This is a genomic window from Yersinia sp. J1 (assembly GCF_050586585.1).
GTDB classification, from domain to species: domain Bacteria; phylum Pseudomonadota; class Gammaproteobacteria; order Enterobacterales; family Enterobacteriaceae; genus Yersinia; species Yersinia entomophaga.
The window spans coordinates 203,317-227,657 of sequence record NZ_JBOBDP010000001.1; the positions used below are offsets into that span (position 1 = coordinate 203,317).

Consider the following 24,341-nt stretch of genomic DNA (forward strand, 5'->3'; position numbering starts at 1 on the left):
AAGGAAAGTCGCGAGGGCAGGATGAGTAACCTCACAGGGTAGCCGTCGGTTATTTTCCCCTGAAATCGTTAGTATCTGGCCGGATAAAAGTTTACCCGTGCCAGACCTTGATCGCTATCATATGTCACAAGATATATGTCACAAGACAAAGTGTGGTACGGCAATATCTGACATGTGACCGACTCATTGATTAACGTAGCCAGTTGGTTTTGGCCAGCTCAACCACTTCATCCCCGCGGCCATTGATAATGGCGCGCAGCATATACAGGCTAAAGCCTTTCGCCTGCTCAAATTTGATTTGCGGTGGCATGGAAAGCTCTTGCTTGGCGGTAACGACGTCCACCAATACCGGGCCTGGATGGGCGAAAGCCGTTTCCAGCGCGCTGTTCAGCTCGGATGCTTTCTCTACCCGAATGCCTTTTATTCCTGCCGCATTGGCAATGGCGGCGAAATTAGGATTGTGCAGATCCGTGCCGTCGGTCAGGTAGCCGCCAGCCTTCATTTCCATAGCGACAAAACCCAGCACGCTGTTATTGAACACCACAATTTTCACCGGCAGTTTAAGCTGCGCCAGTGATAGAAAATCGCCCATTAACATAGTAAAACCGCCGTCGCCGCACATTGCTACCACCTGACGTTCTGGTGCCGTTGCTTGCGCCCCTATCGCCTGCGGCATGGCGTTGGCCATGGAACCGTGGTTAAACGACCCCAGTAGACGACGTTTACCGTTCATTTGCAGATAGCGGGCGGCCCAGACCGTTGGCGTTCCGACATCGCAGGTGAAAATGGCGTCGTCGGTCGCATAATGGCTGATTTGTTGCGCCAGATACTGTGGATGGATCGGCTGATCGTCATTGGCTGTCGCCAGTCCATCCAGATCTTTACGAGTGGTTCGGTAGTGTTCCAGCGCTTTATCCAGAAAACGCCGGTCGCTTTTTACCTGTAGTTGAGGCAATAGAGCGCGTAGGGTCGTTTTGATATCACCCATCAGCGCCCTATTCACCGGGCAGTGAGCGCCAATGCTTCCAGGATTAATATCGATTTGAATAATGTTAGCGTGAGTAGGATAAAAGGCCCGATAAGGGAACTGAGTGCCGAGCAAAATCAACGTATCGGCATTCATCATGGCGTGATAACCGGAGGAAAAACCAATCAGCCCGGTCATTCCGACGCTATAGGGATTATCCCACTCAATATGCTCTTTGCCGCGCAGCGCGTGTACCACCGGTGCTTGCAGCATTTCTGCCAGTTTCACCACTTCGTCATGGGCGTCGGCGCAGCCGCTACCGCACATCAACGTAATGTTTTTAGCGGAATTTAAGGTTTCAGCCAGCGCTTCCAGTTCGCTCATCGGCGGCTGAATTAGCGGGTGTTTTGGGGTATGCCAGACCATCGGCGCATCTTCCGGCGCGGCTTGCAGTGCTACATCGCCGGGAAGCACAATCACAGAAACGCCGCGATTAAGGATGGCTTTGCGCATGGCGATTTCCAATACGCGCGGTAATTGCTCAGGATTTGTGACTAATTCGCAATAATGACTGCATTCGCGGAACAGTTCCTGCGGATGCGTTTCCTGAAAATAACCGCTGCCGATTTCACTGGAGGGAATATGTGCAGCAATGGCCAAAACCGGGACATGGTTACGGTGACAATCAAAAAGTCCGTTGATTAAATGCAGGTTTCCTGGCCCGCAGGAACCGGCACAAACCGCCAGTTCGCCGGTTAACTGCGCTTCTGCTCCAGCGGCAAAGGCCGCAACTTCCTCGTGACGAGTACCTAGCCATTCGATGGTGCCCATGCGATGCAAACTGTCACTTAATCCGTTTAAAGAGTCGCCGGTGACGCCCCAAATTCGTTTCACGCCAGCGAGTTCCAGCGTTTTAGCCACCAGTGTTGCTACGGTCTGTTTCATACTTCCCCCAAGATTTAATCGCGATGCTTTTATTCCAGGAGGAGAAAGTATGGTCTGTTTAAGAGTTAATGCCCTATTAACCGGGGTTTATATTGTGTAATAGGGCATTTTTTGTTGTCGTCAGGCCAATTGGGTATCGCCCTGCAATTGACAGCTACAGGCCAACACGTAACCCTGAGCGATTTCTTCCGGCGTCAGCGTCATGGTGCTGGTGGTCGTGTAATTACCGGAAATGATTCGAGTTTTACAAGAACCGCAGACGCCAGCACGACAAGCCGCGGAGACAGGCACCTTATTTTCTTCAAGTGCGAACAGTAAAGACGCGCCGACCGGAACTCGCAGTTGGCGTAGCGGGCGATTAATGGTTAATGTCAGTTGGTTGCCTGACTGTGGTTTTTCTTCTTCGATGTGGAACTGCTCTTGCTGGAAACGTTCTGGCGGTACCTGTTGCTCACGGCAATAATTTTCCACCCACATCCTATAAGGCGCGGGGCCGCAGGTCATCACTCGGCATTGTCGAATATCTGGCGCGATTTTCTGCATGATTTCCGCAGAAATTCTGCCGCTGAAAAAACCTTCTTTAGCCCCCGATTCTGCCATCAAAGTAATATGTAACCGCAGCGGGTGGGCTTCAATCAGCGCCTGCCATTCAGCGGAAAAAATAACGTCATCTGGGGTACGAACGTTAAAAATCACCCGAATATCGGCCTGCGGTCGGTGGGCTAACAGCCAGCGACACATCGACATAATTGGCGTCACGCCGCATCCTGCGGCCAGCATTAAATAACGGTCATCCTGATTATCGGCACAGGTAAATTCCCCCTGAGCGTCGGATAGCCACAGGTAATTTCCCGGCTGTACCTCTTGAGTTAGCCAACGAGAACCCGCGCCGTCGGGCAGGCAACGGATAGTCAAACGAATAAAGCGGCTCAGGCCCGGAGAAGAGGAAAGGGTATAGGCGCGCAGGGTATCTTCACTGTTGCGAATACTCACCAACGCATATTGGCCTGGTTGATACGGATAAAAATCGTGGTTGATTAATTGCAGGCTCCAAACATCTGGCGTTTCCTGCACAATAGAGTGCACCTGCATACGATTAGGGCACATTGGTGTTGGCATCGTCATAGCAAACCCTCGTGGTTGCGCGGTAATAGAAACGGTCAGCGCCGGAGGCGAATAGCGCTGACCGCACCGTGGCTTAGGCCACCAGAATTTCGTTCAAATCTTGTTCAACCGAGGTGATCGGGCGCATACCGAATTTTTCATTCAGAATGGCCAGCAGATTATCGGTCAGGAAGCCCGGCGCCGTTGGGCCGGTATAGATATTTTTGACGCCGAGAGACAGCAGCGTCAGCAAAATGACGATAGCTTTCTGTTCGAACCACGACAGCACCAGACTTAAAGGTAAGTCGTTGACAGTACAGCCTAATTGCTCAGATAGTTTTACCGCTAGCATGATCGCGGAGTAAGCATCATTACATTGGCCCACATCCAGCAGACGCGGTAAACCTTCCAGCGTGCCGAAGTCCAGTTTGTTAAAACGATATTTACCACAGGCCAGAGTCATGATTAGGCAATCTTGCGGAATATTGCGGGCAAAATCGGTAAAATAGCTGCGTTCGTCCCGGCTGCCGTCACAGCCGCCGACCAGAAAGATATGGCGCAGTTTTTTACGAGAAACCAGATCGATAACCGTATCCGCCGAATTTAATAGAGTCTGGCGACCAAAACCCACGGTGATCATGTGTTCTAGCTCGTTGTACGGGAATCCGGCCATACTTTTCGCTTGCGTAATAACATCTGAGAAATCATCGCCTTCCAAATGATTGACGCCCGGCCAACCAACAATGCTGCGGGTCCAGATACGATCGCCGTAATTACCCACGTTGGGATCGATAATACAGTTGGAGGTCATCACTATCGGGCCGGGGAATTTGGCAAATTCGATTTGCTGATTTTGCCAGCCGCTGCCGTAGTTACCCACCAGATGCGGGAATTTTTTCAGCTCGGGATAGCCGTGTGCTGGCAGCATTTCGCCATGGGTGTACACATTGACGCCTTGTCCGGCGGTCTGCTCCAATAACATCTGCAGATCTTTCAGATCGTGCCCTGAAATCAGAATGGCTTTACCGGCGACCGGGCGCACGTTGACCGCCGTTGGCTGCGGGTGGCCGTATGCCTGAGTTTCGCCGCTGTCCAGAATCGCCATCACGTTGAAGTTCATCTGGCCGATGCCCATAGCATTATTCAACAGGGTATCCACATCGCGCGGCTGAGTGCCCAGCCATGACATAAGCTCATGATATTGCGCGTAGATATTTTCATCAGACTGACCGAGTACGTGAGCGTGTTCCATATAAGCCGCTGCGCCTTTCAAGCCATACAAACACAGCATCCGCAGACCGTGAATGTCATCGCCAACCTCGGCTTTATCACTGTTTAAAGCGAACTGTTGAGACTGTTGTTGCAGTGTTGGAATGTCGTTAGCTTCCAATTGTAATTCGGCCATCGGGTGATCTACCGAGGCGCTGGCATCCAGCAAGCGGCAGCGTGCGGCCAGAGAATCACGCAGTGCGATAGCTTCCTTGGCATAACCGACGATGCGCTCAGAATCAAAGTTAACGTTGGTCAGCGTTGAGAAAAAGGCTCTGGGTGCGAAGCTATCAATATCTGGATCGATAATACCGAGCTGTCTGGCGCGTAATGCCCAAGCGGAAAGCCCCTGTAATACGGCAACCAACAGGTCTTGCAAATCGGACGTTTCAGCGGTTTTCCCGCACATACCCTGAGCGTAAGAGCAGCCATTGCCTGCCGGGGTACGAATGGTTTGTTCACATTGCACACAGAACATGATTCTTTCCTTTTAAAAGTGCATTTGTAATGCGTGTTTAAAAGCATAGATGTGCCAAGGCATCTTAAAAAGGCTTTTGTAATGCAACTTTAACTTATCTTGATTTGGCGCAATTTTTGTCGCGAATGAGACTTTTTCGCTTTAATGGTGAAATGAATAGAATTTAGCGGGCCAATACATTAGCCCGCTGGGGACGGAGAATATCAGGAGAATAGCGCGATCAGTACTGGAGCCAGTAAGCTCAATATGAAGCCGTGCACGATCGCGGCAGGTACCATTTCCAGGCCACCGCTACGTTGCAATACCGGCAGGGTGAAATCCATTGAGGTGGCACCGCAGAGGCCTAAGGCAGTGGAACGGCTGCGGCGAACCAGCGTTGGAATCAGCATAATGGCGACTAATTCACGGGCTAAATCGTTGAAGAAGGCGGCGCTGCCGATCACCGGGCCAAATGCGTCTGTCAGTAAGATACCCGAGAGTGAGTACCAACCGTAGCCGGAGGCCATTGCCAGACCGGTTTTCAGCGGTAAACCAAGGAATAACGCGGCTAACGCGCCGCCAGCCAGCGCACTGACAGCAACCACGATGGCGACAATAGTGCCGCGGCGGTTAAGCACAATCTGGCGTAAAGTCATGCCGCTATTACGCAACTGGATGCCAACCAAAAATAGCAGGAATATCAATGCTAATTCACTACCTTGAGCGGCAAATTGCAACGGTGGCCATTCGGTCAGACCCAATAGAAAGCCGATGATAACTACGCCGCACAGTTTCAGCGATTCCAGCGCCATATGTAATCGGGAAGGCAGAGCTTCCTGGCGGTGAGTATTTTTCCACGGCCTTTTATGTTCGAGCAAAAATAGCGCCAACAGGTTAGCGGATAAAATGCAGATAAAACATACGCTGGCGTATTGGAAAATAAGCAGCAGGTTTGCGCTAAGGTTTTCCAGAAATGCCAAGCTGATGCCCATAAAAAATAAAATAACGTAAACCATCCAGCTTAATAGCCGGTTAATCGCCTGAATTAAAGATTTACGGCTAAGCGGGATCAAATAACCGATAATTAACGGCAACAGAATGATCAGTAATCCTGAATACATGTGAGTTAAAGCGTCCTTTACGCGTCAGGCTGAATTAAGCAGACGTAAGGCTATAGCCGGTTGGCTATAGCAATGAGATCGGGCATTGTTGAGTGAAGGGGATAAGCTATCTAAAAAGGCGGATAGAGTAAAGGTGGAAAGACCGGCGGATGGCGCTTGACCTGAAAGGATTTTTTGCGCCATTCTCATGAATGTTAACGCGTTAATGACATAGGCTTCGCTGGTAATGATTTAACTTCGCACGGGAGGCGTAAATATGTTCCTAGAACGCGTGGAAATAGTCGGGTTTCGTGGCATTAATCGTATTTCTTTGACGCTGGATGATAATACGGTACTCATCGGGGAGAATGCCTGGGGTAAATCCAGCCTGTTGGATGCGCTCACTCTGTTGCTGTCTCCGGAACCGCGACTCTATCATTTCACCGTGCAGGATTTTTATTATCCCCCCGGTGATGAAGCGGCAAAAGATCGGCATCTTCAGGTTATTTTAACCTTCTGCGAGAAGGATATCGGCCATTGGCGTTCCCCACGTTATCGCCATTTGGCACCGCTGTGGAGCCAATGTGAAGACAGTTTGCATCGTATTTACTACCGAGTGGAAGGCGAACTGGCCGATGACGGCACCGTTTGTACCTGGCGCACTTTTCTGGATCTGGATGGCCAGCCGTTGCCACTCCACGATATTGAAAAACTGGCTTTAGGTATTATTCGTATCCATCCAGTGCTGCGCCTGCGGGATGCCCGCTTTATCCGCCGTTTACGTACCAGCGTGCCGGAAAGTATGCCTGGGCAGGATAAAGTTGCGCTGAATCAGCAGTTGGATCAGTTAGGGCGTGAATTAGTACGTAATCCACAAAAACTGACTAATACCGAGCTACGTCAGGGATTAGACGCTATGCGCCAATTGCTGGAACATTACTTTGCCGAGCAGGGTTCTCAAACGCCTCAGCGCAATCGGCCTTCGCGCCCGCAGCCGGAACGTCAGGCGTGGCAAGCGCTGGACAGCATCAACCGCATGATTGCCGAGCCGAACAGTCGAAGTATGCGGCTGATTTTACTGGGGATGTTTAATACGTTATTGCAGGCTAAAGGCTCGATTCATCTGGATCCGCACGCGCGCCCGCTGTTGCTGGTGGAGGATCCCGAAACCCGCCTGCATCCCATTATGTTATCGGTCGCCTGGGGGCTACTCAATCAGCTTCCTTTGCAACGCATCACCACCACCAACTCCGGCGAACTGGTTTCTTTGGTACCGGTAGAACGGATTTGCCGATTGGTGCGTGAGTCTGCGCGGGTGGCAACTTACCGTATTGGCCCGAAGGGGATGACGCCGGAAGACAGTCGCCGCATTGCCTTCCATATTCGTTTTAACCGCCCGTCATCACTGTTTGCCCGCTGCTGGCTATTGGTGGAGGGTGAGACAGAAATCTGGTTGCTTAACGAACTGGCTCGCCAATGTGGCTATCACTTTGAAGCTGAAGGGGTAAAAGTCATCGAGTTTGCGCAAAGTGGTTTACGTCCATTGCTAAAATTCGCCAATCGCATGGGCATTCAGTGGCATACCCTGACCGACGGCGACGATGCCGGTAAGAAGTATGCCGCTACCGTTCGGGATATTGCGGAGCGCAACGGTGATAATGAACGAGATCGCCTGACCATGTTGCCGGCGCCGGATATGGAGCAATTCCTATATCGTGCGGGATTTGGCCCGGTTTATCATCGAATATCAGCGATACCGATGAATGCCAAAATGCCGCCGCGCCGGGTGATTGAGAAAGCGATACATCGCACTTCCAAGCCCGATTTGGCTATTGAAGTTGCCACTCAGGCTGGGGTGTGGGGCGTGAGTTCGGTACCGCCAATTCTGAAAAAGATGTTTTCCCGCGTGGTGTGGCTGGCTCGGGGTCGCGCGGATTAACCGAGGTATTTTCAGCACAAGGGAAGTGGGCGCTAATCCCGCTTTCCAATTGATCCAATAACTGATAACGGCGGCGATATTCAGCGCGTTTCTTGCTAGGGATATCCTCAATGGCTTTCCGCGCTACGCGGGCAGGCAGCAGAAAATAACCTTCCTCGCTCATTTGGCCGCCCAGAGATTGCCAGAAACCATCATAATCGGCGTGTAACTTATCGCTTTTCCGTTGACGATAGCGCCAGCTTTTATAGATATGAGTATCATTACCCACCGCTATAATCTGAGTGATCCCCAACATTTCGGCCAGACTACAGGCTGCTTCCAGCAGGATACGTTTCGGGAACAGGCCGTGACAGTTTTTGGTGCTGATTTGAATTTCTTCATGAGCTACCTGCGGTGCGGCTCCTTGTAACCCACCAATAAACAACGTTTTTTTCTGTCGATAACTCATCAAACTAAAGGTCATGAGCGCCAGTGTTTCACCTTGTTGATTGGTAAACATCAGCGTGGCTTCCCCTTCTTTATTGAGCATCGGCAACGTACCGAGGTAAACGCGGTACTGGCTGTCATTGCGTCCGCTTAATTCGGCCAATTTATAAGGCTTGGATTGGAGATATCCCGTCGCCAATGCTGATGGCATCAATTCATTGACCAACCGATAGTGCTCTTTGATCGCCTGTAATCCCTGACGTTTACTGAGATTGGCGCTGAGATACGGACGGTGCAGTTTGCAAGGTAAATCCGGCTGAGATTGCAGCAGCGTACCGAGCTGCGGGTTATTCGCCAATTCACTGAGTAGCGCCAGAGTAACCTGAGGATAAATCAGCGTTCTGGCCAGAAACTTAAAGCGAAAAGCCGGTTTTCGCCACACCTCCGGCAGGTTTTCTTCCCCTTTTATCAACTGCGAAATTAACTGCCAGCGACTTAAATGATTCGGCGCTGATGGGGGTGAAGTGAATAAATACATTGGAATATCCGTTTCGTTATCAAACTTTGTCTCTATTGAAGCAAGGGGGAACTAAACAGCGGCTCAATGCGTCTTATGTTGGTATTATTTATATGATTTGATGTTTATATTACGTTTAAATTCGCGCACTCTCAGAGTGATAATTTAATCAGCGCTACGGTATTTTCATTAGCATTTGTCTATTTCAAGCATAAATTTTAATAAGGTAGGTAATTAATTTGACGTGGTTTAGCGGACGTAAACGACGCTGGATTCTGGCGATTGTGATTCTGGCAATTGGCGGTTTTTGGGCGATCAAGCATGGAATGGCACCGGCTGCGACACAGTATCAAACCGTCAAAGTGGTTAATCGGGATCTGCAACAAAACATATTAGCGATAGGTAAATTGGACGCGGTGCGCAAAGTTGATGTGGGTGCGCAGGTGAGCGGGCAGCTTGAACGGCTCTATGTGGAGATCGGCGATAAGGTCAAGCAGGGGCAACTGCTGGCGATGATCGATCCGCAGCAGGCACAGAACCAGATCAAAGAGGTGGAAGCGACGCTGCAAGATCTTAACGCTCAGCTGTTGCAAGCCAAAGCCGAGCGGCAGTTGGCGGAGGTGACGCTGAGCCGCCAGCAACAATTGGCGAAGCTACAGGCGGTTTCTCTTCAGGTTCTGGATCAGGCCGCAACGGATTTGGCGGTAAAAAAAGCAAAAGTTGGCACGATCAGCGCACAAATCAGCAAAACCAAAGCCAGCCTGGATACGGCCAAAATTAATCTGGATTACACCAAAATTTCCGCCCCGATGGACGGCGATGTAGTGCAAATTACTACGTTGCAAGGCCAGACAGTGATTGCCGCACAACAGGCGCCAAACATTCTGACGTTGGCCGATATGCGTACGATGCTGGTGAACGCTCAAGTTTCCGAAGCGGATGTTATCCACCTGAAACCGGGGCTGAAAGCCTCATTCACTGTATTGGGTGATCCGTCGAAGCATTTTGACGGTGTACTCAAAGATATTCAGCCAACGCCGGAAAAAGTGAACGATGCCATTTTCTATTCGGCCCGCTTTGAAGTACCTAATCCGGATGGCCTGCTGCGCCTGCAAATGACCGCTCAGGTATCGATTCAATTATCGAAAGTGGAACAGGCTAAAGTTGTGCCACTCTCCGCTTTGGGTAACGAATTGGGCGTGAACCGTTATGAAGTCGCGGTGCTAAAAAATGGTAAGGAAGAGAAACGAGAAGTGACCATCGGCATTCGCAACAATGTGGATGCGCAGGTGCTTAGCGGTCTGGAAGTGGGTGATGAAGTGATTACCAGCCGCGGCGTAGCGGAGGCTGAATAATGGCGGCTTTGCTTGAGTTAAAAGGCATTCGCCGCAGTTATCAGTCTGGTGAACAAACGGTGGATGTGCTGCAGGACGTTTCGCTGGAAATTAACGCGGGTGAGCTGGTGGCGATTATTGGTGCTTCCGGCTCGGGTAAGTCGACCCTGATGAATATTCTTGGCTGTCTGGATAAGCCAAGCGAGGGGATTTACCGCGTGGCCGGGCAGGACGTCGATAGCATGGACAATGATGCGCTGGCGGCTTTGCGTCGTGAACACTTTGGGTTTATTTTCCAGCGTTATCATTTATTACCTCACCTAAGTGCGGCGCATAACGTAGAAGTGCCCGCGGTCTACGCAGGTTTAGGAAAGCATGAGCGGCGGGAACGCGCCAAAATGTTGCTAACCCGTTTGGGATTAGGCGAGCGCATCAGCTATCGTCCCAGCCAGCTTTCCGGTGGCCAACAGCAGCGCGTCAGTATTGCTCGCGCTTTGATGAACGGCGGGCAGGTAATATTGGCCGATGAACCCACCGGCGCGTTAGACAGCCATTCCAGCGTTGAAGTGATGGTGATTTTAAAGCAACTGCAACAGCAGGGGCACACGGTCATTATTGTTACCCACGATCCTACGGTCGCGGCTCAGGCCGAGCGAATCATTGAAATCAAAGATGGCCGTATTATGGCGGACTCCGGCAGTAAAACACCGCCAAAAACCGCAGAGCCGGATACGCAAAGTCTGACGCCGCCAGCGCCTTCATGGCAGCAATTGACCGGGCGTTTTCGTGAAGCATTGCTGATGGCATGGCGCGCGATGGCCTCTAACAAGATGCGAACTGCGCTAACTATGCTCGGTATTATCATAGGTATTGCTTCGGTGGTTTCTATTTTGGTGGTGGGCGATGCGGCCAAACAAATGGTGTTGGCAGATATTCGCGCTATCGGGACAAATACCATCGATATTTACCCCGGAAAAGACTTTGGCGATGACGACCCCAGTAATCGGCAGGCGCTGGTTTATGACGATATGGTAGCGCTGAAAGCGCAGTCTTACATTAATGCGGTGTCACCGGTGATCTCTGGCAGTATGCGGCTACGCTTCGGAAATATCGATGTGGCCGGCAGTGTATCCGGAGTGAGCGCGCAGTATTTCCGTGTTTACGGTATCAGTATCGAGCAGGGCACGGCGATTACGCAGGATCAGGTCGATCGACAGGCGCAGGCGGTGGTGATTGACCGTAATACTCAGCGCCGACTTTTCCCGCATGTGAAAGATGTGGTGGGGCAAGTGATGCTGATCGGCAATATGCCTGCGACTATCGTCGGCGTGGTGGAAGAAAAACAATCGATGTTTGGCAGCAGTAAATCACTGCGGGTGTGGATTCCCTACACCACAATGGCTAACCGGTTGATGGGTAAATCTTATTTTGATTCGATTACGGTGCGAATCAACGATGGCTATAATAGTAAGGAAGCCGAACAACAGTTAGTTCGCTTGCTAACTTTGCGTCACGGTAAGAAAGATATCTTTACCTATAATATGGACAGCTTGCTGCAAACTGCGGAAAAAATCACTCGAACCATGCAATTGTTCCTGACGCTGGTAGCGGTCATTTCGTTGGTGGTTGGCGGTATTGGTGTGATGAATATTATGCTGGTATCGGTAACGGAACGAACCCGTGAAATAGGTATTCGCATGGCCGTAGGGGCGCGTTCCAGCGATGTCATGCAGCAATTCCTGATTGAAGCGGTGCTGGTTTGTCTGGTCGGCGGCGCATTAGGGATTACGCTTTCCTTTGCTATCGGTCTGGCGGTAGAAATGGTGATGCCCAACTGGCAGGTATCTTTCCCTGCGGTTGCGCTGGTCAGCGCTTTCCTGTGTTCGACAATTATTGGCGTGGTCTTCGGTTATTTGCCCGCTCGCAGTGCCGCCAGATTAAACCCAATTGACGCTTTGGCGCGGGAATAACTTTTACGGACATAGAATTTACGGGCAATAGGATAAACGAGCAGACGCCCAGGCGGTGTTAACGTAATATTATGGCGTTAGCGGGGGCATAAAAAATGATAAAAATGCCAGTCGCAGTTCGGCTGGCATTTTGAATTGCTGTGCTGCCGTAGATAAAAGCTAACGGCCCGACGGTGTGACGTTGATGTCAGGCGAGAGCCAGCATTTCCAGAGGCACAATCAGGCTGGCATGATTGCCTTTGGGGCCCTGGTGGACATCAAAGTTAACCTGCTGACCCGCTTTTAGCGTTCGATAACCATCCATCTGGATAGTAGAGTAGTGTGCAAAGATATCTTCGCCGCCGTTCTGCGGGCAGATAAATCCAAAGCCCTTGGCGTTATTGAACCATTTAACAGTACCCGTCTCCATACTTCTACGTTCCTCGCAAGGCTATTCTAATTTTAGATGAGGTAATCGCTGGTTAAAGTGAGCGCGGATTGGTTAAAACTCCATCAGCTCACAAATTTACACTCTAGTGGAAATGCGATTAACGTCAAGAGGACGGCTTTTCTCAGGCTGAGGAGTTCGCCAAAGTTTGATGCAGATAACGCTATTGCGCTTATTTAGTTACAATTTTGTTGTTGTCTGTGCGAACGTTCTCGCATGCTTCTAAAGCGACACTTCACGGCAAGAGATGTTAAAATAACAATAGAAATCTGTACCAAATGGTCTTATAACCGGAGCTGAGTGTTGCTCCTGTATGATTCAGTGAAACGATGGGTAAGCAATGGGCAATAACAACGACTGGCTTAATTTTGAGCATTTAGTCAAAGATAAACAAATCGATGCGCTAAAACCGCCGTCTATGTATAAAGTTATACTCAACAACGACGATTACACGCCGATGGAATTTGTGATTGACGTTCTGCAAAAGTTCTTTTCTTATGATATTGAACGTGCAACCCAGTTGATGCTGAACGTTCACTACAAAGGGAAAGCGATTTGCGGCGTGTTCACTGCTGAAGTTGCAGAGACAAAAGTGGCGCACGTAAATCAATACGCCAGGGAGAACGAGCATCCATTGCTTTGTACGCTGGAAAAAGCCTGATTAAGGCAATTTATTGGGGAGGTGCCTATGCTCAATCAAGAACTTGAACTCAGTCTTAATATGGCTTTCGCCAGAGCGCGGGAGCACAGACACGAGTTTATGACCGTGGAGCACCTGTTGCTGGCATTGCTGAGCAACCCTGCCGCGCGGGAAGCGCTAGAGGCATGTACGGTGGATCTGGTGGCATTACGCCAGGAGCTGGAAGCCTTTATAGAACAAACCACGCCAACGTTACCGGCCAGCGAGGAAGAGCGTGACACCCAACCAACGCTGAGCTTCCAGCGCGTATTACAGCGCGCCGTCTTCCATGTTCAATCATCTGGTCGTAATGAAGTTTCCGGTGCCAACGTTTTGGTCGCCATCTTCAGCGAACAAGAGTCCCAGGCGGCTTATCTGCTGCGTAAACACGATGTCAGCCGTCTGGATGTGGTGAACTTTATTTCCCATGGTGCACGCAAAGACGAGCCGGGTCAGGCGCCAAATGCAGAAAATCCGGTGAATGAAGAGCAGGCGGGAGGGGAAGACCGTATGGAGAACTTCACCACCAATCTTAACCAACTGGCGCGCGTCGGCGGTATCGATCCGCTGATTGGCCGCGAAAAAGAGCTGGAGCGTGCAATTCAGGTACTTTGCCGCCGTCGTAAAAACAATCCGCTGCTGGTCGGCGAATCCGGCGTCGGGAAAACCGCGATTGCCGAAGGTCTGGCATGGCGAATTGTGCAGGGCGATGTACCGGAAGTCATGGCCGAATGTACGCTGTACTCGTTGGATATCGGCTCGCTGCTGGCGGGAACTAAATACCGCGGTGACTTTGAGAAACGTTTCAAAGCGCTGCTGAAACAGCTAGAGCAGGATAAAGACAGCATTCTGTTCATCGATGAAATTCACACCATTATCGGCGCCGGTGCTGCTTCCGGTGGGCAAGTGGATGCCGCGAACCTGATCAAACCGCTGTTGTCCAGCGGCAAGATTCGGGTGATTGGCTCCACGACCTATCAGGAATTCAGCAATATCTTTGAAAAGGATCGTGCGTTAGCGCGCCGTTTCCAGAAAATTGATATCGTTGAGCCGACGCCCGAAGAAACGGTGCAAATTATCAATGGGTTGAAACCGAAATACGAAGCTCATCACGATGTACGCTACACGGCGAAAGCCATTCGGGCGGCGGTGGAATTGTCGGTGAAATACATCAACGATCGCCATTTGCCGGATAAAGCCATTGATGTCATTGATGAAGCTGGTGCGCGCAGCCGATTGATGCCGGCGAGCAAACGCAAAAAAACCGTCAACGTTTCAGATATTGAATCTGTGGTGGCGCGTATTGCTCGTATTCCGGAGAAAACTGTCTCTGCCAGCGATCGTGACGTACTGAAAAACCTGAGCGACCGTTTGAGTATGTTGGTCTTCGGGCAAGATAAAGCTATCGACGCTCTGACTGAAGCGATCAAAATGAGCCGCGCGGGTTTAGGTCATGAAAATAAACCTGTGGGTTCGTTCCTGTTTGCTGGCCCGACCGGGGTGGGTAAAACTGAAGTCACAGTGCAATTGGCCAAGGCGCTGGATATCGAACTGCTGCGCTTTGATATGTCCGAATATATGGAGCGCCATACGGTTAGCCGCCTGATTGGTGCGCCTCCGGGCTACGTTGGCTACGATCAGGGCGGTTTGCTGACCGACGCGGTTATCAAACACCCTCATGCGGTTCTGTTGCTGGATGAGATTGAAAAAGCGCATCCCGATGTCTTTAACCTGTTATTGCAGGTGATGGATAACGGTACGCTGACGGATAACAATGGTCGTAAAGCGGATTTCCGCAACGTGATTGTGGTGATGACCACCAACGCTGGCGTGCGGGAAACTCAGCGTAAATCGATTGGCTTCCAACAGCAGGATAACAGTACCGATGCGATGGAAGAGATCAAAAAGGTGTTTACGCCGGAATTCCGGAACCGTTTGGATAACATCATTTGGTTCAACCATTTGTCTCCTCATGTGATTCAGCAGGTTGTCGACAAGTTTATCGTCGAGCTTCAGGCGCAGTTGGATGCCAAAGGCGTGTCGCTGGAGGTCAGCGATGAAGCGCGTAACTGGCTATCTGAGAAGGGCTACGACAAAGCTATGGGCGCGCGGCCGATGGCGCGGGTGATTCAGGAAAATCTGAAGAAACCGCTGGCTAACGAACTGTTGTTTGGCTCTTTGGTTGATGGCGGCTCGGTGAGCGTTGGTCTGGATAAAGAGAAACAGCAACTGGCTTACGAATTCCAAAGCGCGCAAAAACGCAAAACGGAAGGCGCGGTACATTAGTCTTAGCGCAATAAGCTAGTTGAATCAGACGTGAAATAAATGGAAGGGCGATAGCGATATCGCCCTTTTTTTTGTACTCAGTCCGACTCATTCGAAATGGGAATGGTGCGGAAGGGGTAAATAACAAAAGGGGTAAATAACAGAAAAAGCAAAACGCCCTAGCCAATAAAATGGTAAGGGCGCCGGAGGGGGGACTACATCCTCAGAGCTCGCTAGCAACTAGCGACTGGGCAGCCGATTAACGGCTACGGAAGACAATGCGGCCTTTGCTCAGGTCGTACGGGGTCAGCTCTACAGTGACTTTGTCACCCGTCAGGATGCGGATATAGTTTTTACGCATTTTACCGGAGATATGAGCGGTTACCACGTGCCCGTTTTCCAATTCAACACGGAACATGGTGTTCGGCAGCGTATCAAGAACGGTGCCCTGCATTTCAATATTGTCTTCTTTGGCCATCGAATCCTCTAGGAGTAACTACCTTAGTTTTTAACCGGCAAGATAATGCCGAAAAACCCACATTATGTAAAGAAGTGTTGGCAGTCATCACACCATTTCTGCAAAATTAGTCTGCTGAGGAGGGGATAAAGCCTAATGTGGGGTGCTTTTGTAACATTGATCTTTACGGCATCGCGATTTCGACATCCAGCGATTGCGGTAACCAGCATTCAGCCGGTAGCGGACTAAACTGGAGTTGACTCAAGTGCTGCAAAAAGTGGCTGCGAGGGATCTCTCTCGCACCCAGCGACGCAGTGTGAGCGTTGAGGACCTGACAGTCAATCAGTTCTCCACCATGACGGGTAAAATGATGACAAAAAGCCATTAATCCGCTTTTTGAAGCGTTCTCCACCCTGCTAAACATTGATTCTCCGCAAAAAAGTGCGCCCATCCCAATACCATACAACCCGCCAACGAGTTCATTATTTAACCATACCTCCAATGAATGAGCGTGGCCCATTTCATGTAATTGGGCGTAGGCCTGCTGTACATCGTCACCAATCCAGGTTCCGTCATCGGGACGATCGGCGCAGGCGGCGACCACTTCACGGAACGCCTGGTTCAGTGTGAACCGAAATGGGCAGCGGCGCAGGAAGCGACGCATGCTACGGCTGATATGTAATTCTTCGGGGAACAGCACCGCTCGCGGGTCCGGCGACCACCATAAAATCATCTCGCCCGGGCTAAACCACGGGAAAATACCGCGCTGATAGGCCGCGAGTAACCGTGATGCCGATAAATCGCCACCTAACGCCAATAGGCCATTAGGCTCGCGCAGAGCCAGCTCAGGTGAAGGGAACGCGTAAGAATGTGATGAGAGGTGGGTAAGACGCATAAATCCCCTTAACGGCGCTTACAGGCGCTTTTGGCTGTAGAGTATTGATAATGCCGCCGTTATCCCAGCGGCATTTGATAACATTAGCCAGAAATCGTCTTAAACTCACAATAAAACTTAGCGGCGCTGACGGAACTGATAATACCGGCCTTTATTTTTCAATAAAGTCTCATGATCGCCCTGTTCAACGATCTGGCCGCCGTCCATCACGCAAATGCTATCCATTTGCTCCAGCCCATACAGGCGATGCGTCACCAGAATCAGACTCTTGTGCTGACAGTGTTGGCGCAGCAGCGCCAGTATTTGTTGCTCGGTTTCCGCATCCAGACCTTCGGTCGGTTCATCCAACAATAACAATGGAGCAGGATGGAGCAGCGCCCGCGCAATACCCAAACGGCGTTGTTCGCCACCGGAAAGTGGGCGACCGCCGTCTCCCATCCAGGCATTTAACCCTTCGTCATTATCCAGAAGATTACCCAGGCCGACTTGTTGTAACGCGGTGATTAGTTGCTCATCGCTAGCGGTTGGGCAGGCGAGCAGCAGGTTTTGTCGCAGCGTACTGCTGAAAACGTGTACTCGCTGGCTGACTACCGTCATCATCTGGCGTAGAGAAGCTTCGTCGTAGCTCGCCAGCGGCTGGCCGTTGAGCCGGATTTCACCCTGATTGGGATCCCAGGCGCGGGTGAGTAATTGTAATAGCGTTGATTTACCACAACCTGTGCGTCCCAGTAGCGCAATATGCTCTCCTGCGGCCAGTGACAGCGTTATATCCTGCAATACAGGCAAAGGCTGGTCTGGATAGGTAAAACTCACCTGTGCGACTTCCAGCGCTGCCTGTGAAGCGATCTCAGGGCCGGTTTGGGGGAAGGTGACTTCCGGCTTCTGTGCAATAAGCTGCGCCACGCGCTCAGCGGAAGTTATCACCTGCCCAAGATGCTGGAAAGCACCTGCAACCGGCAGTAGAGCCTCAAATGACGCCATCGAAGCAAAAACAAACAGGGCAATCAATGCGCCCGGTTGGCTATAATCGCCGACGCCAGCCGCGGCCAGCCACAGCATTAGCGTGACGGTCATGCCGGTCGCCAGAATCATCAATGCCTGCGCCAAACCTGCCAGCGAAGCCTGTTGCTGCTGACGAGTCAACCAACGCCGTTCGATATCTTCCAAAGTATGGCGAAAACGTCCTAACGCGCCGAAGACCAACAGTTCGGCCTGACCTTGCAGCCAGGCGGTCAGTTGTGTGCGGTAGTGGCTACGGAATACGGTGAGATCGGCACCGATAGGTTGACCGGCGCGGTAGAAAATCAGCGGCAGAATTAGCAGCAGCCCCAGTAGAATGGCACCTAGGGTCAATGCCAGCTCGACATCAAGGAAACTCAGACCGAAGGTAACGGCAGCGATGATCGCCAGCGCGGCGATTAACGGCGAAATGACCCGCAGATACAGATGATCCAACGTATCGACATCAGCCACCAAGCGGTTGAGCACTTCACTCTGACGAAAACGGGCAATCCCGGCAGGGGAGAGCGGTAAAATGCGCTGAAAGGTAAATACCCGCAAATGCGCCAGCACCCGGAAGGTAGCATCGTGGCTCACCACGCGCTCGGCGTAGCGTCCGGCGGTGCGTAAAATGGCTGAACCGCGAACGCCCGCGGCGGGAAGCAAATAGTTAAAGGTATACAAACCCGGCGGGCCAGCGAGTGCAGTACCAGCGAGGAACCAGCCGGACAGCGTCAATAGGCCAATGCTGGCCAGCAAAGTAATAATAGCCAGCAAAATGCCGAGGCTAATCAAGAACCAATGACGGCGGTAAAGCGCCAGAAATGGAAGAAGCACGCGCATGATTAAAGCTCCTCACGGCGATAAGACAGCAGGTTGGCGAAAGGCCCCTCAGACTGACTCAGTGTGGTGTAATCCCCTTGCTGAACCAGCAGCCCGCGGTCCATTACCCAGATTTGGTCATAATCTAGCGTATCTTCTAACTGGTGCGTCACCAGTAGCGTAGTCTGCATTCGCGAAGCCTCGTTTAATGCTTTCATCACTAATTGTTCGCTGTGGGCATCCAGACTGGCGGTTGGCTCATCCAACAGCAGTAGCCGGCAAGGATTTAACAAGGCGCGCGCCACGGCGACGCGCTGTGCCTGACCAACGGATAGACGAGCCGAATGATCGCCGATTTCCGTGGCTAACCCGTTGGGCAAATCCCCGAGGAACTCATTGACGTAGGCACGTTCAACCGCCTGTTGCAGCTGCTGTTCGCTGGCGTCGGGCTGATTGAGCAGAATATTGCTGGCCAAAGTCTGCTCCGGCAAATAAGGGTTTTGGCCTACCCAGCTTAGCTGGCTGCGCCATGCCTGAGGGGCAAGTTCGCGCAGTTCAATGCCGTTAACCCGCAGAGAGCCACGATAAGGCAGAAAGCCCAGTAACAGATTGAGTAATGAGCTTTTTCCTGCGCCACTCTGCCCAACAATGGCAATGCGCTGGCCGGGTTGTAGCGTGAAATTCAACGGGCCAGCCAGGCGAGTGCCGTTGGGTGCCAGTATTTCCAGTTCGGCGGCTTCCAGCGTGATTAAACCTTCGTCGGGTAGGTTTTTATCCCCCTGACCGATAGCTTCGCCTTCGCTGGCGAGGAACGTCACTAATGATTCCGCCGCGCCAACGGCCTGCGCTTTGGCGTGATAGAAGGTGCCGAGATCGCGCAGTGGTTGGTAAAACTCAGGAGCCAGAATCAGCACCAGAAAACCGGCAAACAGGGTGACGCCCAATCCGTAGCTGCCAAAATTCAATTCGCCAAGATAGGAAAAACCGAAATAAACCGCGACAACGGCAATAGAAATAGCGGCGAAAAATTCGAGAACCGCCGAGGAAAGGAAGGCCATGCGCAGCACTTCCATGGTCCGGCTGCGGAAATCTTCGGAAGAATCACGGATTTGGTCGGTTTCGGCCTTCGCCCGATGAAATAAGCGCAAGGTGTCCAAACCGCGCAAGCGATCGAGGAAATTGCCGCTCAATCGCGCCAGTGCAACAAAGTTGCGGCGGTTAGCATCTGCTGCGCCCATGCCGACTAGCGCCATGAAAATCGGGATCAGCGGAGCGGTGACGAACAAAATGAGTCCTGCGGCCCAGTTAATCGGGAAAATCGCAATCAAAATCAACAGCGGAATCAGACCGGCCAGATACATTTGTGGTAAATAGCGCGAATAGTAATCCTGCATTTCCTCAATTTGTTCAAGAATAATGGTCGCCCAACTGCCGGCTGGTTTGCCTTTTACCCAGGATGGCCCGAGTTGTTCAAGGCGATCCAGCACGATTTTACGAATCTGCAATCGCACCTTCATGCCGCAGATAAAACCTACCCGCTCCCGTAGCCAACTGACCACGGCGCGCGCTGCGAAAGTTCCAGCCAGCAGCAAGAAGTCGTTGGTCAGAGCCTCTCGCGGCATCTGATCCATAATCAGCGCCTGCAATAATCCGGCTAATAACCAGGCTTGAGCGATGATCAATAACCCGCTGAGCAAACCAAGTAGCATGGAAAGGCGGAGCCAACGTTGCGCGGGGGCGCTTTGTTTTTTCAGCCAACGAATCAACTCATATTGTCTTGTTTTATTCATCAGGCAATTATTCTGCGCAGGAAATGGGATGATAAATTTATCAATAGATGTCTGCTCCCCGAAGAGGGCAAACCGGCGAAAGGCAATGTTACCTTGTCCCTACGCCTTGTGAAAACAAATAAGGGGGAAATAGTGGTTTTAAACAAGTTTAAGAAAAATACAGGAAGAGGTTATTTTGATTTACCTCATTGATTGTAAATCAAAAAGTAGAAATGATTCGTTTTTTGGTTTTTATTTCATCGATTATTACTGAAACCAACCAATCACAATTAAATAACAAGTGATTGACATGGGGAGTGGCGAGTTAAATAGGTTTTTTGCACTGTTATTTTATATTGTTGCCAACTGTATCTTTACTTTTTAATTAAACGGATTGCAGGTAATTCATGAGGCTTGGCCGTTTTGAACGCACGAACAACTCGGCGGAGATATAAATAAAGTGAAGCCACGAATAAAAAGGCGACTCATCTTGCGATTGAGCCGCCTGTTTCTTCGAGCTAGCCTGAGTCGTTCTTCAGGCCGGGTCGATTACTTATCGTTGACCAAGCCGTCCAGATAACGCTCCGCGTCTAACGCAGCCATACAGCCGGTGCCTGCGGAGGTAATCGCCTGACGATAAATATGATCCATGACGTCGCCGGCGGCAAATACGCCAGGTACGGAAGTCTGGGTCGCGTTGCCCTGAATGCCAGACTGCACTTTGATGTAGCCGTTTTCCCGTTCCAACTGATCGCCGAAAATTGCGGTGTTTGGGCTGTGGCCGATGGCGATAAATACGCCAGCAACTGCCAGTTCTTCGGTTTCATCGGTTTGGGTTGAACGCAAACGCACGCCGGTAACGCCCATTTGATCGCCCAACACTTCATCCAAAGTGCGGTCGGTGTGCAACACGATATTGCCGTTCTTCACTTTTTCCATCAGACGGTCGATCAGGATTTTTTCCGAACGGAAAGTATCACGGCGGTGAATTAGATGTACTTCTTCCGCAATGTTTGCCAGATATAACGCTTCTTCAACCGCAGTGTTACCGCCGCCGACTACCGCGACTTTCTGGCCACGATAGAAGAAACCGTCGCAGGTTGCGCAAGCGGAAACGCCTTTGCCTTTAAAGGCTTCTTCAGATTCCATCCCCAGATAACGGGCCGATGCCCCTGTGGCGATGATCAGAGCATCACAGGTATATTCTTCGCTATCGCCGAATAGACGGAACGGACGCTGTTGCAGATCGACTTTATTGATATGGTCGAAAAGAATTTCGGTTTGGAATTTCGCTGCGTGTTCGTGCATACGTTCCATCAGCGCCGGGCCGGTTAGACCTTCTGGGTCACCGGGCCAGTTTTCAACTTCGGTGGTGGTTGTCAGCTGGCCGCCTTTTTCCATCCCGGTAATCAAAACGGGCTTCAGATTGGCGCGGGCGGCATAAACTGCCGCGGTGTAACCCGCAGGACCTGAACCAAGAATAATTAATTTGCTGTGCTTAGCCGTGCTCATGAATACCTCTTTCCCACAATGGCGGACAATGTTAGGGATTGTAGGGAAAATGTGACAGTAAAAAAAGCGAACAAAAATGTTGTTAGCGATTTGTTTGATAGGTGATGACTATTTTCTCAGCGAAATGCATTAAGAATAAGCAGTTAGGAGAGAAACCTATCGGATGGGGCTTTTTTAATCGCGGCTACATTTGCTCTCGGACATGGCTGTCCGCAAGTGGTTGGCCTTAACCCTACGAATTTTGTGCCCTCATCTGTCACTTCCACCCGAATTCAGCGGAATTTTCTCTCTGAACATGAGGTAAAAAAAGCGTAAAAACGAGGGGAAAATGAGCGAGTGAGATTTTTTATCTGGCACGTTCTACTGATTTAACTTCTTTTACTTTGACAATCGGCTGTGCATTTGCGAAAACATCATAGGAAGAAGAAATTATCTGCGCGCCATAATTTCAGAATTGGTATCACTGATATCAATCGAAAACCCTGGAACGTTTTCGATTAATGCTGGGTGGCTACGTGCAGTGATTTCTCGGTATCGTTGGAAAACATCCCATTCGGCACCGCGATGTTTTCATCTCTTTCGGGACGCTAATAATCATCGAGTACCTCGCATGCGGTTGGACAGACAGGGTGTGAGATAGGAACATGTTGATATATTTGCACAAAAACAGGCTGTGGGTCTTTGTCTGTGGCAGGCTCAGAACACCGACTTCCGGTTAGGGCATGTGGCGGATTCAAGGAAATTAAGAGAGACAATAAGATGATAGACAATAAGAAACGCCCGGGGAAGGAGCTTGACCGTATTGACCGTAACATCCTGAATGAGCTTCAGAAGGATGGTCGGATCTCAAACGTAGAGCTTTCAAAACGTGTAGGTTTATCGCCTACGCCGTGTCTGGAACGTGTTCGCCGCTTAGAGCGCCAGGATTTCATTCAGGGCTACACTGCGCTGTTAAATCCGCAATATCTGGACGCTGCACTGTTGGTTGTTGTTGAGATTACTCTGAATCGTGGTGCGCCAGATGTGTTTGAACAATTTAACACCGCAGTGCAAAAACTTGATGAAATTCAAGAGTGTCACTTGGTTTCCGGCGATTTTGACTATTTGCTGAAAACCCGCGTGCCAGACATGTCTGCCTACCGTAAATTGCTTGGTGAAACCTTGCTGCGTCTGCCGGGAGTGAACGACACCCGTACTTACGTAGTTATGGAAGAAGTAAAACAGAGCAATCGTCTTGTGATCAAGACGCGCTAAACGGGCAGGTGCAAAACCTGAGTAATTTGGTTACACTCCTGTTTATTCATACAGTTTCAGCGCCGGGAAGGTTTCTCGGCGTTGTTTCTATTACCAATTCACAGGACCTGGAGAGCCTTTCTTGAGCCAGGAATATACAGAAGATAAAGAAGTTACCCTGAAGAAACTCAGCAACGGGCGTCGTTTACTTGAAGCCGTACTGATTGTGGTAACTATTTTGGCAGCGTACCTGATGGCCGCGCTGATCAGTTTCAACCCTTCCGATCCAAGCTGGTCACAGACCGCATGGCATGAACCTATTCATAATCTGGGTGGCAGCGTTGGCGCCTGGATGGCCGATACGTTGTTCTTCACCTTTGGTGTGCTGGCTTACGCCATTCCGCCGATCATGGTGATGTTGTGCTGGGCCGCATTCCGCCAGCGTGATGACAGCGATCATATCGACTATTTCAGCCTCTCTCTCAAACTGATCGGCACGCTGGCGCTGATTTTGACATCCTGCGGGCTGGCTGCGCTGAATGTCGATGATTTGTACTACTTTGCTTCCGGCGGTGTGATTGGCAGCCTGTTCAGTAACGCGATGCTGCCGTGGTTCAACGGCGTGGGCGCGACGCTGACGCTGCTGTGTATCTGGGCGGTAGGCTTAACCCTGTTTACCGGCTGGTCATGGCTAGTTATTGCCGAAAAAATCGGTGGGGTAGTGCTGGGTTCTTTGGCCTTTCTGACCAACCGTTCCCGCAGATCTGAGCGTCAAAGAGATGAAGATGACGATTATCTGGATGCCGAAATTGCCGATGAACCCGACGCTCAACCCGGCGTAGCCGCATCGGTCGTTGCTGCGACAACAGCCAACGCGAGTGATGACGTTGATGATGTCCTGTTCTCGGCACCATCGCTGACTAAAATCCCAACGGAAAGTCCTGGTGAAAATGCCGCTGTTGCTCCGGTTATCCCTGATGCTGCGCCACAGACGGCAGCAGCGCCTTATGATGATCCGCTTCTGAGCACGATGAGGGCAACAGACGTTGATGATACACAGACTCAGCATCAGCCGTGGGCTTCGACAGAAACGGCGCCGGCTGAAACTGCGTCAGCGCAAAATGTTAGCCACAGCGCATCGCCAATGACCGAGAATCTGGCGACACCGCCGCTATATTCCTTCGAAATTCCTGAAGAAACACCGGCACCGATCCGCCCAACCGCCGAGCCTGAGAAACGTGAGCCGCAAATGGGC

17 protein-coding genes and 1 pseudogene are annotated in these 24,341 nt (G+C 50.9%); 7 read left to right on the forward strand and 11 right to left on the reverse strand.

The features are described 5' to 3' along the window. Positions 1 to 190 precede the first annotated feature (190 nt). The 4 genes from poxB to ACQ4OC_RS00955 form a co-directional block, all read right to left on the reverse strand. Positions 191 to 1,912, reverse strand: coding sequence for a ubiquinone-dependent pyruvate dehydrogenase (poxB, locus tag ACQ4OC_RS00940; RefSeq protein WP_064512846.1), 1,722 nt, complete (start codon positions 1,910 to 1,912; stop codon positions 191 to 193). A 120-nt stretch (positions 1,913 to 2,032) separates the two neighbouring features. Then, positions 2,033 to 3,037 carry an NADH oxidoreductase gene (gene hcr, locus ACQ4OC_RS00945; RefSeq protein WP_430970855.1) on the reverse strand — a complete coding sequence of 335 codons (1,005 nt, stop codon included), beginning with the start codon at positions 3,035 to 3,037 and terminating at the stop codon, positions 2,033 to 2,035. Between the two features lie 73 nt (positions 3,038 to 3,110). Beyond that, entirely contained in the window at positions 3,111 to 4,763 is a 1,653-nt protein-coding gene (gene hcp, locus ACQ4OC_RS00950) for a hydroxylamine reductase (protein ID WP_064512850.1), read from the reverse strand. A gap of 203 nt (positions 4,764 to 4,966) precedes the next feature. Further along, positions 4,967 to 5,863, reverse strand: coding sequence for a lysine exporter LysO family protein (locus ACQ4OC_RS00955; protein WP_064512852.1), 897 nt, complete (start codon positions 5,861 to 5,863; stop codon positions 4,967 to 4,969). A gap of 256 nt (positions 5,864 to 6,119) precedes the next feature. On the opposite strand from ACQ4OC_RS00955, the gene ACQ4OC_RS00960 reads away from it, so the two are divergent. Next, entirely contained in the window at positions 6,120 to 7,781 is a 1,662-nt protein-coding gene (locus ACQ4OC_RS00960) for an ATP-dependent endonuclease (protein ID WP_064512854.1), read from the forward strand. On the opposite strand, the gene ACQ4OC_RS00965 is transcribed toward ACQ4OC_RS00960, so the two are convergent. Then, complete coding sequence (locus ACQ4OC_RS00965; RefSeq protein ID WP_064512856.1) at positions 7,672 to 8,745, reverse strand: VirK/YbjX family protein; 1,074 nt, start codon at positions 8,743 to 8,745, stop codon at positions 7,672 to 7,674. The two genes, ACQ4OC_RS00960 and ACQ4OC_RS00965, sit on opposite strands and share 110 nt — an antisense overlap. A 218-nt stretch (positions 8,746 to 8,963) precedes the next feature. Between ACQ4OC_RS00965 and macA the strand changes: the two genes are divergently transcribed. Together macA and macB are read left to right on the forward strand one after the other, a co-directional pair. After that, positions 8,964 to 10,079 carry a macrolide transporter subunit MacA gene (macA, locus tag ACQ4OC_RS00970; RefSeq protein WP_064512858.1) on the forward strand — a complete coding sequence of 372 codons (1,116 nt, stop codon included), beginning with the start codon at positions 8,964 to 8,966 and terminating at the stop codon, positions 10,077 to 10,079. Further along, complete coding sequence (macB, locus tag ACQ4OC_RS00975; RefSeq protein WP_064512860.1) at positions 10,079 to 12,028, forward strand: macrolide ABC transporter ATP-binding protein/permease MacB; 1,950 nt, start codon at positions 10,079 to 10,081, stop codon at positions 12,026 to 12,028. Before macA ends, macB begins: the two co-directional genes overlap by 1 nt. A 187-nt stretch (positions 12,029 to 12,215) precedes the next feature. Here the strand turns inward: macB and cspD are convergent, their stop codons facing one another. Next, positions 12,216 to 12,437: a cold shock-like protein CspD gene (cspD, locus tag ACQ4OC_RS00980; RefSeq protein WP_049596538.1), complete on the reverse strand. Its 222-nt coding sequence runs from the start codon at positions 12,435 to 12,437 to the stop codon at positions 12,216 to 12,218. 358 nt (positions 12,438 to 12,795) lie between these two features. Here cspD and clpS point away from each other — a divergent pair, with 358 nt between their 5' ends. Continuing rightward, the gene (gene clpS / locus ACQ4OC_RS00985) at positions 12,796 to 13,116 is read left to right on the forward strand and encodes an ATP-dependent Clp protease adapter ClpS (RefSeq protein WP_004717325.1); all 321 of its coding nucleotides are present in this window, start codon (positions 12,796 to 12,798) and stop codon (positions 13,114 to 13,116) included. Between the two features lie 27 nt (positions 13,117 to 13,143). Next, the gene (gene clpA / locus ACQ4OC_RS00990; protein WP_120806018.1) at positions 13,144 to 15,420 is read left to right on the forward strand and encodes an ATP-dependent Clp protease ATP-binding subunit ClpA; all 2,277 of its coding nucleotides are present in this window, start codon (positions 13,144 to 13,146) and stop codon (positions 15,418 to 15,420) included. 238 nt (positions 15,421 to 15,658) lie between these two features. Here the strand turns inward: clpA and infA are convergent, their stop codons facing one another. The 5 genes from infA to trxB form a co-directional block, all read right to left on the reverse strand. After that, positions 15,659 to 15,877 (reverse strand): translation initiation factor IF-1, encoded by a 219-nt coding sequence (infA, locus tag ACQ4OC_RS00995; RefSeq protein ID WP_002211347.1) that lies wholly within the window; start codon positions 15,875 to 15,877, stop codon positions 15,659 to 15,661. 163 nt (positions 15,878 to 16,040) lie between these two features. Further along, entirely contained in the window at positions 16,041 to 16,751 is a 711-nt protein-coding gene (gene aat, locus ACQ4OC_RS01000; protein WP_064512864.1) for a leucyl/phenylalanyl-tRNA--protein transferase, read from the reverse strand. 117 nt (positions 16,752 to 16,868) lie between these two features. Further along, the gene (gene cydC / locus ACQ4OC_RS01005) at positions 16,869 to 18,593 is read right to left on the reverse strand and encodes a heme ABC transporter ATP-binding protein/permease CydC (protein WP_064512866.1); all 1,725 of its coding nucleotides are present in this window, start codon (positions 18,591 to 18,593) and stop codon (positions 16,869 to 16,871) included. Positions 18,594 to 18,595: 2 nt separating this feature from the next. Continuing rightward, on the reverse strand, positions 18,596 to 20,362 hold the full coding sequence (gene cydD, locus ACQ4OC_RS01010; protein WP_064512869.1) for a heme ABC transporter permease/ATP-binding protein CydD: 1,767 nt from the start codon (positions 20,360 to 20,362) through the stop codon (positions 18,596 to 18,598). Positions 20,363 to 20,890: 528 nt separating this feature from the next. After that, a complete protein-coding gene (gene trxB / locus ACQ4OC_RS01015; protein WP_064512871.1) occupies positions 20,891 to 21,853 on the reverse strand; it encodes a thioredoxin-disulfide reductase in 963 nt (320 codons plus the stop codon). 759 nt (positions 21,854 to 22,612) lie between these two features. On the opposite strand from trxB, the gene lrp reads away from it, so the two are divergent. Next, on the forward strand, positions 22,613 to 23,107 hold the full coding sequence (gene lrp, locus ACQ4OC_RS01020) for a leucine-responsive transcriptional regulator Lrp (protein WP_004717338.1): 495 nt from the start codon (positions 22,613 to 22,615) through the stop codon (positions 23,105 to 23,107). A gap of 121 nt (positions 23,108 to 23,228) precedes the next feature. After that, a pseudogene (locus ACQ4OC_RS01025) lies at positions 23,229 to 24,012 on the forward strand (DNA translocase FtsK 4TM domain-containing protein); the annotation flags it as partial. Positions 24,013 to 24,341: the final 329 nt, after the last annotated feature.

What these genes read in the sequence shown, in the direction of transcription:
- clpS (WP_004717325.1), top strand. Translation starts at nt 12,796, where the DNA reads ATGGGCAATAACAACGACTGGCTTAATTTTGAGCATTTAGTCAAAGAT.
- poxB (WP_064512846.1), bottom strand. Translation starts at nt 1,912, where the DNA reads ATGAAACAGACCGTAGCAACACTGGTGGCTAAAACGCTGGAACTCGCT.
- cspD (WP_049596538.1), bottom strand. Translation starts at nt 12,437, where the DNA reads ATGGAGACGGGTACTGTTAAATGGTTCAATAACGCCAAGGGCTTTGGA.
- ACQ4OC_RS00965 (WP_064512856.1), bottom strand. Translation starts at nt 8,745, where the DNA reads ATGTATTTATTCACTTCACCCCCATCAGCGCCGAATCATTTAAGTCGC.
- infA (WP_002211347.1), bottom strand. Translation starts at nt 15,877, where the DNA reads ATGGCCAAAGAAGACAATATTGAAATGCAGGGCACCGTTCTTGATACG.
- aat (WP_064512864.1), bottom strand. Translation starts at nt 16,751, where the DNA reads ATGCGTCTTACCCACCTCTCATCACATTCTTACGCGTTCCCTTCACCT.
- ACQ4OC_RS00955 (WP_064512852.1), bottom strand. Translation starts at nt 5,863, where the DNA reads ATGTATTCAGGATTACTGATCATTCTGTTGCCGTTAATTATCGGTTAT.
- hcp (WP_064512850.1), bottom strand. Translation starts at nt 4,763, where the DNA reads ATGTTCTGTGTGCAATGTGAACAAACCATTCGTACCCCGGCAGGCAAT.
- hcr (WP_430970855.1), bottom strand. Translation starts at nt 3,037, where the DNA reads ATGACGATGCCAACACCAATGTGCCCTAATCGTATGCAGGTGCACTCT.
- cydD (WP_064512869.1), bottom strand. Translation starts at nt 20,362, where the DNA reads ATGAATAAAACAAGACAATATGAGTTGATTCGTTGGCTGAAAAAACAA.
- trxB (WP_064512871.1), bottom strand. Translation starts at nt 21,853, where the DNA reads ATGAGCACGGCTAAGCACAGCAAATTAATTATTCTTGGTTCAGGTCCT.
- macB (WP_064512860.1), top strand. Translation starts at nt 10,079, where the DNA reads ATGGCGGCTTTGCTTGAGTTAAAAGGCATTCGCCGCAGTTATCAGTCT.
- clpA (WP_120806018.1), top strand. Translation starts at nt 13,144, where the DNA reads ATGCTCAATCAAGAACTTGAACTCAGTCTTAATATGGCTTTCGCCAGA.
- cydC (WP_064512866.1), bottom strand. Translation starts at nt 18,593, where the DNA reads ATGCGCGTGCTTCTTCCATTTCTGGCGCTTTACCGCCGTCATTGGTTC.
- lrp (WP_004717338.1), top strand. Translation starts at nt 22,613, where the DNA reads ATGATAGACAATAAGAAACGCCCGGGGAAGGAGCTTGACCGTATTGAC.
- ACQ4OC_RS00960 (WP_064512854.1), top strand. Translation starts at nt 6,120, where the DNA reads ATGTTCCTAGAACGCGTGGAAATAGTCGGGTTTCGTGGCATTAATCGT.